17 protein-coding genes are annotated in these 13,127 nt (G+C 43.0%); 13 read left to right on the top strand and 4 right to left on the bottom strand.

What is annotated here, in order from left to right; all coding sequences use genetic code 11:
• Positions 1-70 precede the first annotated feature (70 nt).
• The 10 genes from H8S90_RS11930 to H8S90_RS11885 all read left to right on the top strand — a co-directional run bounded on the left by H8S90_RS11930 (position 71) and on the right by H8S90_RS11885 (position 6,436).
• Positions 71-358, top strand: a complete 288-nt coding sequence (locus H8S90_RS11930) for a hypothetical protein (RefSeq protein WP_187342736.1) — start codon at positions 71-73, stop codon at positions 356-358.
• 23 nt (positions 359-381) lie between these two features.
• Entirely contained in the window at positions 382-1,431 is a 1,050-nt protein-coding gene (locus tag H8S90_RS11925; RefSeq protein WP_187342735.1) for an NAD(P)-dependent alcohol dehydrogenase, read from the top strand.
• A 12-nt stretch (positions 1,432-1,443) separates the two neighbouring features.
• Positions 1,444-2,196, top strand: a complete 753-nt coding sequence (locus H8S90_RS11920; protein ID WP_187342734.1) for an SDR family NAD(P)-dependent oxidoreductase — start codon at positions 1,444-1,446, stop codon at positions 2,194-2,196.
• A gap of 47 nt (positions 2,197-2,243) precedes the next feature.
• A complete protein-coding gene (locus tag H8S90_RS11915; RefSeq protein ID WP_222852295.1) occupies positions 2,244-2,690 on the top strand; it encodes an OsmC family protein in 447 nt (148 codons plus the stop codon).
• A gap of 115 nt (positions 2,691-2,805) precedes the next feature.
• A complete protein-coding gene (locus H8S90_RS11910) occupies positions 2,806-3,198 on the top strand; it encodes an OsmC family protein (RefSeq protein WP_187342732.1) in 393 nt (130 codons plus the stop codon).
• 65 nt (positions 3,199-3,263) lie between these two features.
• Entirely contained in the window at positions 3,264-3,644 is a 381-nt protein-coding gene (locus tag H8S90_RS11905) for a hypothetical protein (RefSeq protein ID WP_187342731.1), read from the top strand.
• Between the two features lie 13 nt (positions 3,645-3,657).
• Positions 3,658-3,963 (top strand): co-chaperone YbbN, encoded by a 306-nt coding sequence (locus tag H8S90_RS11900; protein WP_187342730.1) that lies wholly within the window; start codon positions 3,658-3,660, stop codon positions 3,961-3,963.
• Positions 3,964-4,026: 63 nt separating this feature from the next.
• A complete protein-coding gene (locus H8S90_RS11895) occupies positions 4,027-4,605 on the top strand; it encodes a nucleosidase (protein ID WP_222852294.1) in 579 nt (192 codons plus the stop codon).
• Positions 4,606-4,922: 317 nt separating this feature from the next.
• Positions 4,923-5,951 (top strand): c-type cytochrome, encoded by a 1,029-nt coding sequence (locus H8S90_RS11890; RefSeq protein WP_187342729.1) that lies wholly within the window; start codon positions 4,923-4,925, stop codon positions 5,949-5,951.
• Positions 5,952-5,968: 17 nt separating this feature from the next.
• A complete protein-coding gene (locus H8S90_RS11885; protein ID WP_187342728.1) occupies positions 5,969-6,436 on the top strand; it encodes a DsrE family protein in 468 nt (155 codons plus the stop codon).
• A gap of 59 nt (positions 6,437-6,495) precedes the next feature.
• Here H8S90_RS11885 and H8S90_RS11880 read toward each other — a convergent pair whose 3' ends face one another.
• Complete coding sequence (locus H8S90_RS11880; RefSeq protein WP_222852293.1) at positions 6,496-7,602, bottom strand: TlpA disulfide reductase family protein; 1,107 nt, start codon at positions 7,600-7,602, stop codon at positions 6,496-6,498.
• A gap of 63 nt (positions 7,603-7,665) precedes the next feature.
• Positions 7,666-8,307: a Crp/Fnr family transcriptional regulator gene (locus H8S90_RS11875; protein WP_187342727.1), complete on the bottom strand. Its 642-nt coding sequence runs from the start codon at positions 8,305-8,307 to the stop codon at positions 7,666-7,668.
• Between the two features lie 154 nt (positions 8,308-8,461).
• Between H8S90_RS11875 and H8S90_RS11870 the strand changes: the two genes are divergently transcribed.
• The 3 genes from H8S90_RS11870 to H8S90_RS11860 all read left to right on the top strand — a co-directional run bounded on the left by H8S90_RS11870 (position 8,462) and on the right by H8S90_RS11860 (position 11,979).
• The gene (locus H8S90_RS11870) at positions 8,462-9,415 is read left to right on the top strand and encodes a sulfite exporter TauE/SafE family protein (RefSeq protein WP_255501923.1); all 954 of its coding nucleotides are present in this window, start codon (positions 8,462-8,464) and stop codon (positions 9,413-9,415) included.
• Positions 9,366-10,688 (top strand): FAD/NAD(P)-binding oxidoreductase, encoded by a 1,323-nt coding sequence (locus H8S90_RS11865; RefSeq protein ID WP_222852292.1) that lies wholly within the window; start codon positions 9,366-9,368, stop codon positions 10,686-10,688. Before H8S90_RS11870 ends, H8S90_RS11865 begins: the two co-directional genes overlap by 50 nt.
• A gap of 106 nt (positions 10,689-10,794) precedes the next feature.
• Positions 10,795-11,979 carry an MBL fold metallo-hydrolase gene (locus tag H8S90_RS11860; protein WP_255501922.1) on the top strand — a complete coding sequence of 395 codons (1,185 nt, stop codon included), beginning with the start codon at positions 10,795-10,797 and terminating at the stop codon, positions 11,977-11,979.
• Here the strand turns inward: H8S90_RS11860 and H8S90_RS11855 are convergent.
• Both H8S90_RS11855 and H8S90_RS11850 read right to left on the bottom strand, forming a co-directional pair.
• A complete protein-coding gene (locus tag H8S90_RS11855) occupies positions 11,919-12,785 on the bottom strand; it encodes an IS3 family transposase (RefSeq protein ID WP_255501947.1) in 867 nt (288 codons plus the stop codon). The genes H8S90_RS11860 and H8S90_RS11855 overlap by 61 nt on opposite strands.
• Positions 12,782-13,081, bottom strand: coding sequence for a transposase (locus tag H8S90_RS11850; protein WP_187340262.1), 300 nt, complete (start codon positions 13,079-13,081; stop codon positions 12,782-12,784). Before H8S90_RS11850 ends, H8S90_RS11855 begins: the two co-directional genes overlap by 4 nt.
• Positions 13,082-13,127: the final 46 nt, after the last annotated feature.

Here is a 13,127-nt window from a genome sequence, read left to right as displayed (position 1 = left end):
TGTTTTCTTGTCTGCCCATTGTTTGATATTGCAATACCGAAGAACTTTGTATGTAGCAAAATTCTTTGGTATGGTAAAGGCATATTTAGAGATTATCCTCACGATTGATGGGCTTGACAGAGCGGGCGTAACAGCAGTTTACACTTTATATAAAGAACCTTTTTTGCAGACGGTTAAAGGGGCTTTATCCAACGATCTATTAACGCATATAGATGATGTGCAGGTTTTGCACGGCTTTGACAGCGTGGAAAATGCACAGGAATACCTCATGAGCGACCTTTTCAACAAAGACGTTGTAACTTCTCTAAGACCTTACCTAAAAGGCTTGCCCAACATCAAAATTTATAGTGTAACATAAGCCATCTTTTTAAATTCAATAGAATGATACAAGCAAAAGGATACGCAGCAGAAAACAGCACGTCGGGATTAGCCCCTTTCTCATTCGAGCGACAAGAACCCCACGAGCATGAAGTATTAATTGATATTTTATATTGTGGCATCTGTCACGCCGATATTCATCAATCCAAAAATGAGTATGGAGGTACACAATATCCATTCGTTCCCGGACACGAAATCATCGGTCGGGTAATAGATACAGGTGAACAGGTTACGAAATACAAAACAGGTGATCTGGTGGGTGTCGGATACTTTATACTTTCATGTGGTCATTGTCCTAATTGCACAAACCATGAAGAACAATTTTGTGATAACGGTATAACACCCACCCAGAACGGCAAACTCCCCGATGGGAGTACAACCAAAGGTGGTTATTCAAGTTGCATCGTGGTTCATGAAAACTATGTGCTCAAAGTTTCCGACAGCCTGGGAACAGCCGGAGCAGCACCGCTACTCTGTGCAGGCATCACCACATATTCTGCTTTAAGGCACAATGAGATCGGTACAGGGCATCAAGTCGCCGTTCTCGGTCTGGGTGGATTGGGGCACATGGCGGTCAAATTCGCCGTTTCCTTTGGTGCGGAGGTGACCGTATTAAGTTCTTCCCCGACAAAGAGAGAAAGCGCAATAGCATTAGGAGCGCATCACTTCATCAATACAGCGAATGAAGCGGAATTGAAAGCCGTATCGGGAAGTTTTGATTTTATCATGGATACCGTATCTGCCCCACACGATTACAACAGGTATTTACGCCTCCTTAAAAAAGACGGTACAATGATACTTTTAGGCGTTCCGCCCGAAAATCCGCAACTGGCGGTCGGGCTATTGACATCACGTCGTAGAAAGATTACAGGCTCATTTATAGGAGGCATTGAAGACACCCAGCAAATGTTGGATTATTGCGCCGAACACGATATTACCGCAGATGTGGAAGTCATACCACCCAGCTATATCAATACCGCATACGAGCGGATACTTGAAAGCGATGTAACCTATCGCTTTGTCATCGACATGAAAAAAGATCAACAACAATAAAATACATAAAAAATGGAACAAGCATTAATTATCGGTGGTTCTACCGGAATGGGAAAAGCCACCGCAGCACTATTACTTGAAAAAGGTATCGAAGTGGCTTTGGTGGCCAGAAAAGGAGCAAATCTCTACGAGGCAGTAAACGAGTTGGGCAAAAAAGGGACAGTAACCGCCTATGAGCTTGACTTGTCAAACATGGATGAAGTACACACATTCAGCAAGAAAATTGCCAGCGACCTTCCCAATCTAAAATACTTGGTCAATGCCGCAGGATATTTTAACCCCAAGTCTTTCTTGGACCATACCGAAGAAGATTACGATATATACCACAACTTCAACAAAGCCTTTTTCTTTATCACACAGGCAACGGCAAAAGTAATGGCTTCCAACGGTGGCGGTTCAATCGTGAATATCGGCTCAATGTGGGCAAAACAGGCGATCAAGGCTACTCCTTCATCGGCTTATTCAATGGCTAAAGCCGGTCTGCACAGTCTTACGCAACATTTGGCAATGGAGTTGGCCGATAGCAATATCCGTGTAAATGCCGTATCGCCTGCCGTCGTGGTAACACCGATCTATGGAGCATTTATGGAGAAAGATAAAATCGAGGAAAACTTGCAAGGCTTCAATTCTTTCCATCCAATTGGCAGAGTGGGAACAGCCGGGGATATTGCCTCGACCATCGCTTTCCTATTATCGGACGAATCCAGTTGGGTAACAGGAGCCGTTTGGGATATAGACGGCGGTGTGATGTCCGGCAGAAATTAATAAGCATAATCAAATTAAAAAAAGTGAACGTAAAAATAATGTCCTTAATGCTGTTCGTACTGGCTTTTTATGCCAATACGAACAGTTTTGCACAACAACAAAATATGCCTCCCGTGATTAAATCTGAATTTTATGGAAAAGGGAAATCCGCAATCGTAGCCCCGAACAAAGAACCGTTCATTGCCGATATGGAAAATTTCAGACCGATAGATTTTCTTATCGGTGGCTACGGAACCTGTATGATGGGTACAATGGATAATATTGCCGGCAAAAACGGGTTTAACCTGTCGGAAGCCAGAACAGAAATCAGTACCGATTATGACAGCGATAAGGGTAGAATTGCCAAAATTCACATCAAATGCTTTATCAAAAAAGGTGATTATACGGCTGAACAAAAGCAGATTTTAGAAGATGCAGCTAAACAATGCCCTATCGGAAACAGCCTCCACCCGGATATTGAGAAGAACATCAAATTTCTGTATGGAGTAGAATAAGAGCCGTTTCCTACTTCTCGTAACATTGGCTAATAGAACTGTCTATCAGAGAACAGCCGTATCGTACCCCAAAGAGAACAAAAGTATTAGCGATAAAATTTAAAAATTTTTAAAAATGTCAACAACAATCGAAACAATTTATCAGGGAAAATACAAAAGTGAAACAAAATCACCGTTAAATAGCGAGGCTATTACAACAGATGCCGGCAGCTTTAGTCCGGTAGCTTTATTAATCAGTGCTTACGGAAGCTGTTTATTAGGAACTATGGATTATGCAGCTCGCCAAAGCCAGTTTGAAATAACGGATGCAAAAACACAGATTGATTTTGAAATGAACGAAGACCGAACAAAGGTCAGTAAGATAAACATCAAAGCATTATTTGGGAATGATTATTCGGATGAGCAAAAACAAGTGATTGAGTTCGCTGCTAAAAACTATTGTCACGTAGGAAAATCTATCGACCCAGCGATTGAACGGGTCTTCGAATTTGTCTATAACCAAAAATAACCACTATGACAAAATACGTTTTAATCGTCTTAATTAATCTGGTCAACCTTATTGGTTTTACACCTGTGAAAGCACAGGATAAATCACCTGAACAAATTGAAAATTCAATCAGGAAAAATAGTAAATACGCTTTTTTGGTTCAAAATTCAAGGCATTTTATAGCAGCCGTAGAAACCGGGGAAAGGTTTAGAACTAAAAGCAAAAAAATCAAATTTGAAGTTGTTTTGGCTGGCCAGGTCGTAAAAGACCTTGCTACGGGCACGGAATTGAAACCCTATGTGGAAAAAGCCGAAAAAGCAGGTATATACATCGTGGTTTGTGAAAATTCGATGGCTCATCTCGGTGTGAAAAAATCTGAGCTTCCACCGTCAGTTCTGACCACACGTTATGGTTTTACCTACTTTTTAGGATTACAGGAAAACGGGTTTAAAACAATTCAATTATAAAAAATTAAGAAAAATGGATATAGCAGAAAAAATCAAATCCGATAAACCGACATTGGTAAACTTTCACGCTGTTTGGTGTGGCCCATGTCACATGATGAAACCCAACATTGAGGAAGCCGCCACGACATTAGGCGACAAAATATTCTATGAGTGGATAGATATTGACGAACACCAGGAGTTGGCACAGTTGTTTCAGATCAGAAGCGTGCCAACGACCATCATCTTTAAGGATGGTGAAGTAAAATGGCGGCAATCCGGTATTTTTCCAGCCAACGAAATCGTACGATTGGTAGAAGAAAATATAGAGCCAAAGAGCTAACTTTGATTGCACAAATCATGTAGTAACTGATGATAATAATAGATCAGGAAAACGCTATTCCTATTGATAAAATTCACATTTGCACTAGCATCTGAAGCAGCTGATGTATTCTCGGAATACAACCATTTAATCTGCGGGATCGGCAAAGTAAATGCGGCCTATAATCTGATGAAAGCCTTAGAGCAGGAAAAACCGAAATTGATCGTAAACTTAGGTTCTGCCGGGAGCGGCCATTACAGAAAAGGTGAAATAGTCTGTTGCACGAAATTCATTCAAAGAGATATGGACGTTAGAGGGTTGGGCTATGAGCAATACGAGACACCATTGTCGGGGTTGCCCCCAGTCCTCGAATACGGTTTGCAGATGGATGGAATACCCGGAGCCACTTGCGGAACAGGCGATAATTTTGAAATGGCACATTCCACAACCATGTACAATGTGGTGGATATGGAAGCCTACGCTTTGGCTCTGGTCGCCATGAAAGAAAGAATCCCTTTTCTCTGCCTCAAATACATTTCCGACGGTGCAGATGGAAACGCCGCAGAAGATTGGACTATCCAGGTACACAAAGCAGCCCTTGCATTTGGCAACATATTACAGTTGCACAAAAAAGACCATTCGGCTAACTTCGTGAATATCTAAAAAATGGGGTGTCTTCCGAAGCACCCCGTTTTCATAACTCCACAAGCCTAAACCAACATTTACCACACTTACCATAAAAGCGTGGTTATGACACCTGTTTTTCCCTTGTGACACCAATTTTCTTAATGTAACAAATGTTACTGACTCGATTTTCGATATCCCATAATTTTATCGCCATGAGAATCAGAAAGGAAAAATTTCTTTTTTGATGATTATCGCTAATGTATAAACCGTCGGAGGTTACCCACCGATGAAAAATAAATGTTATGGTACCATAGCTTTTTTAGATAGCCCTAAGAAAGTTCAAATAAACGAATATGGAAAATCAAAAAGTTGAACAAGACCTGCTCAGAGAGGTGAACCGACTGTCTACAAGATCACTGTGGATGGGCGTACTGTTTTTGTTGCTGATCGTGATGGCACTTTTCCACCTGTTTAATTGGAATGATTACCGTCTGGCTCCGGATACCGACGGATCTGGGGACGACAGGACATTCATTAGCCATGTTGAAGATTTTGTCATGGAGGATTTCCCCGACACCGAGGAGGGCCGATCTGCCGCTTTTGGTCAAAAACTAATCATGGAAACGGCCAAATACCTTGGTCCGAACAACGAATATGGAGAAGTCTATTCCGGAAACCATTTATCCTGCAACAGTTGTCACCTTGACGGAGGAACCAAAGCTTATGCAGGATCTTATGTGGGTCTGACTGGTATATTTCCCATGTTCAGTGGAAGAGACGGTAAAGTAGCCACATTGGAAGATAGGATCAACGGCTGTTTTGAAAGAAGCCTAAACGGACAGAAGCTACCAAAGGATAGTGAAGAAATGGTGGCCATAGTAAGTTACATGGCACACCTTAGCAAAAATGTGAGAATTGGAGACAGAATAGATGGCCAGGGCTTTGTCGAATTTACACCTCCCGACAGGAAAGCCAATCTCCGCAATGGTGAGCAGGTTTTTCAAGCCCATTGTGTGGCCTGCCACCAACAGGACGGACAGGGAATATGGAAAGACGATACACAAAAGTCCGAGGGATACATTTATCCCCCACTTTGGGGCCATGATTCCTACAATGACGGTGCAGGCATGGGGCGCATGCTCACGGCCTCAAAATTCATCAAAGGGAATATGCCGTTAGGTGTCGACCCGCTAAATCCTATCTTGACCGACGAAGAAGTGTATGACGTAGCGGCTTATATCAATTCATTTGACAGGCCCATCAAGGCCAATAAGGAAAAAGATTACCCAGACCTCACACTAAAACCAAAAGATTCGGCCTACCCACCGTTTGCAGACAGTATATCACCTGAACAGCACAAATATGGTCCTTACAATTTTTAATTTTTAATTTTGTAGATATGAAAAAACTATTGATCGCCTTATTCTTGCTGGGCTTAGGATGGCAATTTGCCATTGGGCAGGAAGTGAGTCCAGAGTTGCAGAAAAACCTTCAGTTTAAAGGTGCGGAAGCCACAAAAACAGAGTACAACGCCATTTTTCAATTGGACACAAATAATCCCGAAATCGTTAAAAAAACATTTAGAAACATCAGAAATGTCTTAACAGACAAAAGGCTTATCGGGAAGCTGACCATCGAACTCGTGACCTTTTCTGGTGGTACCGATGTGATGCTAAAAAGTTCGCCGTATATAGATGATCTGAAAGATATGATCTCAAAAGGCGTTCAAGTTGCCCAATGTGAAAACTCCTTACGAGAAAGGAACTTGACGAAAGAAGATATTTTGGGATTTATCCCTTATGTGCCCAGCGGAAATGGTGAATTGATTATCCGTGCTTCACAGGGATGGGTGGTGATTAAACCGTAATATTTTTATTTTTTGTAATAAAGAATGGTATGGGTGCTTGATCAAGCACCCATTTTTTGCTATAAAGTTTTCTCCAAAAATTGCTTCAAAGCAGGCCCGCGCAAATTCTTTCCTATGATCTTTCCATCGGGATCGATCATAAAGGATGCAGGAATGGCCGTGATGTTATATAAGCGACCGGCCTCGCTATCCCACATTTTAAGTTCCGATACGTGTGTCCACGTCAGTTTATCGTCTTCAATGGCTTGAAGCCATGCATCACGGTCTCTGTCCAAAGAAACACCCAGGACTGTAAAGCCACGGTCTTTAAAATCATGGTATTGGCTTACTATATTAGGGTTTTCATGGCGACACGGTGTACACCATGCAGCCCAAAAGTCCAATAGAACGTATTGCCCCCTCAGATCAGAGAGTTTGACCTCCTTGCCTTCTGGTGTTATAGAGCTAAAGTCCGGTGCCGTCTGACCGATACTCAACGGTTTTATCTCTTCCATGTGCGCGGCGAATGACTGAACGGTCTCATTGTTGGGAAACAGACCTCGTGCTTTTTCTGCATATCCGACCAAGGTTTCTTCGTGTCCGGTAGGGTCCACCGAATACAAAACCAACATCCCGAAGAATCCCGCCAGGTTATCTTCGTTATCCCGTGAAAACTGCAAAACCTGTTCTGATAGTTCGGCAGTATATTGGTCATTTTTTGCTATGAGTTCATTTTGGACGACGCCCCGATCTTCACCATTATCAAGACGTTGTTCAAATTCACTTTGCAGATTCATTTGGTGCGCTTGGAATTTGTCACGCATTCCGGTAAGCTCTTTGAGTTTAGCTGATGTTTCAGATCCTTTTACGGTATATTGCTCCGGTGTGGTCAAATCAATATTCAACTCCAATTTTTCACCGTTTTCCATGACCAGCATAAACGTCTGTTGCTCCACGGCCAATTCGTACAGTGTAGGCTCCGAAGCCGTTCCTTCCAAATAAAAATTACCGTCTTTGTCCACGGCTATCGAATCGACAAATGTGCTCCCTTCATACAGAATAATGCTATTTAACTCATCGGCATTGGCAATATGTCCGGTCAGTATAAAGTTATCACTATTCGCTGCATTGCAGGCGTTAATGAAGATCAAAGCAAATATTTTGGTAAAAAATAATCCTGTTTTCATGCTCGTTCCTTTTCTAAGTTTTTATCTAAAATATCATGAAGTAGTTCCGACGAACGGAATTTTCTATTCCTCCACTTTCAATAGTTCGATGTTGTTCCTGTTCAGTTTGATCTTGCCCTCATTTTCCAACGCTTTCAAAAGCCGTGAAACCACCACGCGCGAGCTGTTCAGTTCGTAGGCAATCTCTTGGTGGGTCTTGTTTATGGTTTGGGAAGAGTTGATCTTACCTGTCTCCAAAAGATAATGGTAAAGGCGTTTGTCCATATTCATGAACGCAATATTGTCAATCGCAGCCAACATCTCGTTAAACCGGTTGTCGTAGCTCATGAATACGAAAGCCCTCCACGTCTGGTACTTGCCCAACCACGATTCCATATAGTGCACCGGGATCATGGCCACCAGCCCATCGGTCTCCGCCACCGCCCGGATCTCGCTTTTCTTGTCTCCCATACAGCACGCAAGGGTCATGGCACAGGTATCTCCCTTTTCAATAAAATACAGCAGCAATTCTCCCTCATCAAAGTCCTCGCGCATGATTTTTATCGCCCCGTTGATGAGCAAGGGCATGGTCTTGATGTACTTTCCGATGTCGATCAGTACTTCTCCTTCTTTAAATTCAACCAGCTTGGCTACCGAGGCAATCTCTTCGATCAAAGCCGCCTCGAAAATGGAGCCATACGCTTCCTCGATAATCTCATTATTCATACCTAACATCTCCAATTATTGCCATCCTTTCTTAAAAATTCAAATTTATACTACACATAACAATATAACGCTTTGTTCATCAATATTAGCCTTTGGGACATCATATTATGGTAAAAGCATTACAATTTAATACGCGTCGTAAAACTAACTATTAATGCCAAATGGGTTGGTAACAAATGTTACCGACACAGGATTTCATGACAAATTGGAGACCGTTCTAAAGAAAAAAGCCAAAAACTCCCCTTGTGTAACAAATGTAACTGACCAGCCTTTTGAATTGGTGCAGATTTGTGTAATAAATAATAAGAATTATATGGAAATAGCAGGCTATATGTCGTCCATTTTAATAGGTGTTGCACTTGGTCTCATCGGTGGAGGGGGCAGTATCCTTACTGTGCCTGTCCTGGTATATCTTTTCAGCATAGATGCCGTTATGGCTACCGCCTATTCACTGTTTATAGTAGGCAGTACGAGTATCGCAGGGTCATTCTCCTATTTTAAAAAGGGACTGGTCAATATTCGGACAGCAGTTGTATTCGGTATCCCGTCAATAGCGGCGGTATATCTCACCAGGGCCTATATCGTTCCCGCCATTCCGGCCGTCATATTCACTTCCGGCGATTTCATCTTTACCAGAAGCATGCTGCTCATGGTACTGTTCGCCATTTTGATGATCGTCACTTCCTTTAGCATGATTAAAAAGGACAAAGAAGTGGTGGTGGAAGTCTCCCAACAGCAGAGGTTTAATTATCCCCTTATACTGATCGAGGGAGCCGTGGTAGGTGTCTTAACAGGTCTTGTCGGTGCAGGTGGAGGGTTCCTCATCATTCCTGCCCTCGTCCTGCTGAGCAAATTACCGATGAAAGAAGCCGTTGGTACTTCATTGGTCATCATTGCGGCAAAATCACTGATCGGCTTTTTCGGAGAAAACAATGAAACCCCAATGGATTGGACATTTCTACTGGCCATAACCGTATTTGCCATTATCGGGATTTTTATCGGGATGGCACTGTCAAAGAAAATAGACGGAAACAAACTCAAACCCGCATTCGGTTGGTTTGTGCTGGTCATGGGCATATATATCCTCATTAAAGAAATCTGGTTATAAAATAAACATCAACATTATGGAAAAGCATTTTCAAATACTGATAGTTGGAGGCGGAACGGCAGGTATAATGGCCGCAGCCAAACTGCAACGGATGAAAAAAGGATTCAAGATCGCCATCATCGAACCCTCGAAAATACACTACTACCAACCTGCATTTACATTGGTCGGAGCAGGTGCGTATAAAATGGAAAAAACAAAGAGGCAGGAAGCAACCCTCATCCCCAAAGGAGTCGATTGGATCAAAGATAAAGTGACCGGTGTCTGGGGTGACAAGAACGTTGTTTCAACAGAAAACAGCGGTAATTTTTCCTATGACTATCTCGTACTCGCACCGGGGCTTATCTATGATATGTCGTTGATAGAGGGATTGTCGGAAGCATTGGACAAAGGGGTGGTATGCAGTAACTATATCGATCCCGAATACACATGGAAACTGTTGCAGAGGTTCAAGGGAGGCAACGCCATATTTACACAGCCCGCAACACCAATCAAATGTGGCGGAGCACCCCAAAAGGCCATGTACCTTGCGGCCGACCATTTCAAAAAACAAGGGATTTTGGACAAAACGAATGTCGTATTCGCCACACCGGGAACGGTTATTTTTGCCGTCAAGACCATCGCCGATACCTTGATGAAAGTTATCAATCGGTACGGCATCGATCTACGCCTGTTCCACACCCCTATAAAGATTGATCCGGAACGTAAAGTTGTCTATTTTAAAGACAACACGCCACAAGATGCAAACAGACCTTCATCTCCGATTATAGATAGTTCTGTCGCTGATGGCGGTCTTGTTGAAGTTCCGTTTGATTTTCTGCATCTCGCACCACCACAGGTTGCACCACCGTTTATCCGCGAATCCAGGCTGTCCAATGAAGATGGCTGGTTGGATGTCGATGTAAACAGTTTGCAGCACAAAAAATACCCGAACATTTTGGGTCTTGGTGATGCCACAGGTGTCCCCACTGCCAAAACCGGAGCAGCCATCCGCAAGCAGGTACCGGTCGTTGTTGACAATATCCTTGCACTGATCAAAGGAAAAGAGGCCAGCAACAAGTCCTATATGGGATATTCCTCATGTCCTTTGGTAACCGGTTATGGGAAGATGGCTTTGGCAGAGTTCAACTACAAAAATGAATTTACGCCCGATCCCATGCTGAAATACATGTTGATCAACGATAGTGACAAGGAGCATTGGAGATTGTGGCTGCTAAAAAAATATATGCTCCCCTATATGTACTGGAATAAGATGATGAGGGGAAAAGACATTTAATTGACAGCTTGTGTAACTAATGTAACCGTACAGGGAAAAACAAAGCAACATCTTTGCATAAAGCGATAAGAAAATTTTAAATAGAAACCCTTAAATATAAAATAGTATGTTTTTTCAACATGTTTATGATAAAAGTTTGGCACAGGCCAGTTACGTAATCGGCTGCCAGGCCAAAGGAATTGCCATCGTCATCGATGCACAGCGTGATATAGATGTGTACCTGCAAATTGTAAAAGAGAACAACCTAAAGATCACCCATATTGCCGAGACCCATATTCATGCCGACTACCTTTGTGGCTCGCGGGAACTCGCCGCCGCAACCGGTGCCGAGATGTACCTATCCGATGAGGGCGGTGAAGACTGGCAATACCAGTTCCCCCACAACGGGTTGAAACATGGGGATAAGATTACGGTCGGCAATCTTACCCTGGAGGTATTGCATACGCCGGGACATACACCCGAAAGTATCAGTTTCCTTTTGACAGACCATCCCGCTACGGATAAACCGGTCATGGTCTTTACAGGAGATTTTATCTTCGTTGGCGATATTGGCCGTCCGGATCTATTGGAGAAAGCCGCGGGCATCATCGGCACGCAGGAAAAAGGAGCCAAACAGATGTACCAGTCGCTTCAGCGATTTGCCGAATTGCCCGAATATGTACAGGTATGGCCTGCACATGGTGCAGGGTCGGCCTGTGGGAAAGCACTGGGAGCCGTGCCGAGTTCGACGGTCGGTTACGAAAAGATCCGGAATTGGGCGTTCCAATATGAAAATGATGAACAGGGTTTTGTCGAATATCTTTTAGCGGGGCAGCCCGAACCGCCACGCTATTTCGCCGTGATGAAGCACTTGAACAAAGTTCCCCGTCCGTTGTTGGTCGAAGTCCCCAAACACCCCAAGCTGAGCAAGGACGAGTTCCTCACGGCCTACCGTAACGGTCTAAAAGTAATAGATGCCCGTAATAAAGTTGATTTCGCGGCAGGTTACATTCCCGGAAGCATGAATGTACAGGGCAACAATTCATTCTCTACTTGGGTAGGTTGGCTGCTGGATTACCAAGAGCAGTTTGTACTGGTTGCTTCTGACCGGCAGATCGACGACCTTACACGGAAACTGATGCGCATCGGTATGGACAACGTGTATGGCTACATCTCCGATGTGGAAAGCCTTGGCTTGGAACTCCATACCGCAGATATCATTGGAATTGCAACTAAAAATAGGAGACTTTTTTATGCTGCCATTTTTTCTTTTTCCAATAGCATTTCTTCGATCTGTCTGGGTGTCTTATAACCCAGAGCAGAATGTGTTCTTTTGGTGTTATAAAATCCTTCAATGTATCCAAAGATCTCCAATTTAGCTGACTGCTGATCCATGAATTTTCTATGATAGACCATTTCAGCCTTTAATGTCTTGAAAAAGCTCTCAGCAACTGAATTGTCCCAGCAATTCGCTTTTCTGCTCATGCTTTGAAGTATCCTGTTTTCTACAATTACCTCCCTGAATTCATCGCAGGCATATTGGATCCCTCTATCCGAATGGAAGATCAGTCCATCTTTGACACGCCGGTTTTTAATAGCCATCCTGATGGCTTCTACAGAAGTGTTTTTAGCGGTCATATCAGTACTCAAAGACCATCCGATGACTTTTCTGTCCGCCAGATCAATGACTGTTGTTAGATAAAGCCACCCTTTGTCAGTATGGATATAGGTAATGTCGCCAACCCATTTCTGTGACAGGGCATCCGCTGAAAAATCTCTTTGGAGGAGATTTTCAGCTATCCCATAGCTATGGCTCGAATCTGTGGTCACCCTATATTTTTTCTTGACCTTACTTCGTATCCCATGTTTCTTCATCAACCTTGCAACATAGCTTCTTGATACCATTTCACCTTTTTTATGCAGCTCTGCAGTTATCCTTGGACTACCATAGATATACTTACTGTCACTGTGTACCTGCTGTATTTTATCCAGAAGTGCTTTACTTCGCTGTTCACTAGGGGACTCCGGAGAAATCAGCCAACGATAAAAACAACTGCTACTAACGTTCAATACTTCGCACATCTTCTCTACGGAATATACCTCTCGGTTCGCCTTTATGAACCGGTATATGGACCGTCTCCCCTGGAGAAGATGGCTATGGCCTTTTTTAATATATCACGCTCTAATTCTGTTTCTCTTAATTTTTTACGCAAAATTCTCAACTCCTGTTCCTCTGGGCTAATTTTAGGATTGTCAGGTAAAACTTTATTCCCATTATAACGTGGGTTTCTACGCCACTTACTGAGCAAACTGGGGTCTATGTCTAATTCCTTAGCTACATCGGCTACAGACCCCTTAACAACGCTCAAATCGACCGCCATGGTCTTAAACGAATCATCAAATTTTCTATGCATTTCTACAAATTTAAAATTACTATCTAAATCTGTCTCGCTTTAAAGG

The sequence above is a fragment of the Olivibacter sp. SDN3 genome, from assembly GCF_014334135.1.
In the GTDB taxonomy this organism is placed as follows: domain Bacteria; phylum Bacteroidota; class Bacteroidia; order Sphingobacteriales; family Sphingobacteriaceae; genus Olivibacter.
This window is presented reverse-complemented; position numbering and strand designations above follow the sequence as displayed.

Excerpts from the sequence above, each read along its gene's own strand:
- H8S90_RS11930 (WP_187342736.1), top strand. The coding sequence starts at position 71 with ATGGTAAAGGCATATTTAGAGATTATCCTCACGATTGATGGGCTTGAC.
- H8S90_RS11925 (WP_187342735.1), top strand. The coding sequence starts at position 382 with ATGATACAAGCAAAAGGATACGCAGCAGAAAACAGCACGTCGGGATTA.
- H8S90_RS11920 (WP_187342734.1), top strand. The coding sequence starts at position 1,444 with ATGGAACAAGCATTAATTATCGGTGGTTCTACCGGAATGGGAAAAGCC.
- H8S90_RS11915 (WP_222852295.1), top strand. The coding sequence starts at position 2,244 with ATGCTGTTCGTACTGGCTTTTTATGCCAATACGAACAGTTTTGCACAA.
- H8S90_RS11910 (WP_187342732.1), top strand. The coding sequence starts at position 2,806 with ATGTCAACAACAATCGAAACAATTTATCAGGGAAAATACAAAAGTGAA.
- H8S90_RS11900 (WP_187342730.1), top strand. The coding sequence starts at position 3,658 with ATGGATATAGCAGAAAAAATCAAATCCGATAAACCGACATTGGTAAAC.
- H8S90_RS11890 (WP_187342729.1), top strand. The coding sequence starts at position 4,923 with ATGGAAAATCAAAAAGTTGAACAAGACCTGCTCAGAGAGGTGAACCGA.
- H8S90_RS11885 (WP_187342728.1), top strand. The coding sequence starts at position 5,969 with ATGAAAAAACTATTGATCGCCTTATTCTTGCTGGGCTTAGGATGGCAA.
- H8S90_RS11880 (WP_222852293.1), bottom strand. The coding sequence starts at position 7,602 with ATGAAAACAGGATTATTTTTTACCAAAATATTTGCTTTGATCTTCATT.
- H8S90_RS11875 (WP_187342727.1), bottom strand. The coding sequence starts at position 8,307 with ATGAATAATGAGATTATCGAGGAAGCGTATGGCTCCATTTTCGAGGCG.
- H8S90_RS11870 (WP_255501923.1), top strand. The coding sequence starts at position 8,462 with ATGCCAAATGGGTTGGTAACAAATGTTACCGACACAGGATTTCATGAC.
- H8S90_RS11860 (WP_255501922.1), top strand. The coding sequence starts at position 10,795 with ATGTTTTTTCAACATGTTTATGATAAAAGTTTGGCACAGGCCAGTTAC.
- H8S90_RS11850 (WP_187340262.1), bottom strand. The coding sequence starts at position 13,081 with ATGCATAGAAAATTTGATGATTCGTTTAAGACCATGGCGGTCGATTTG.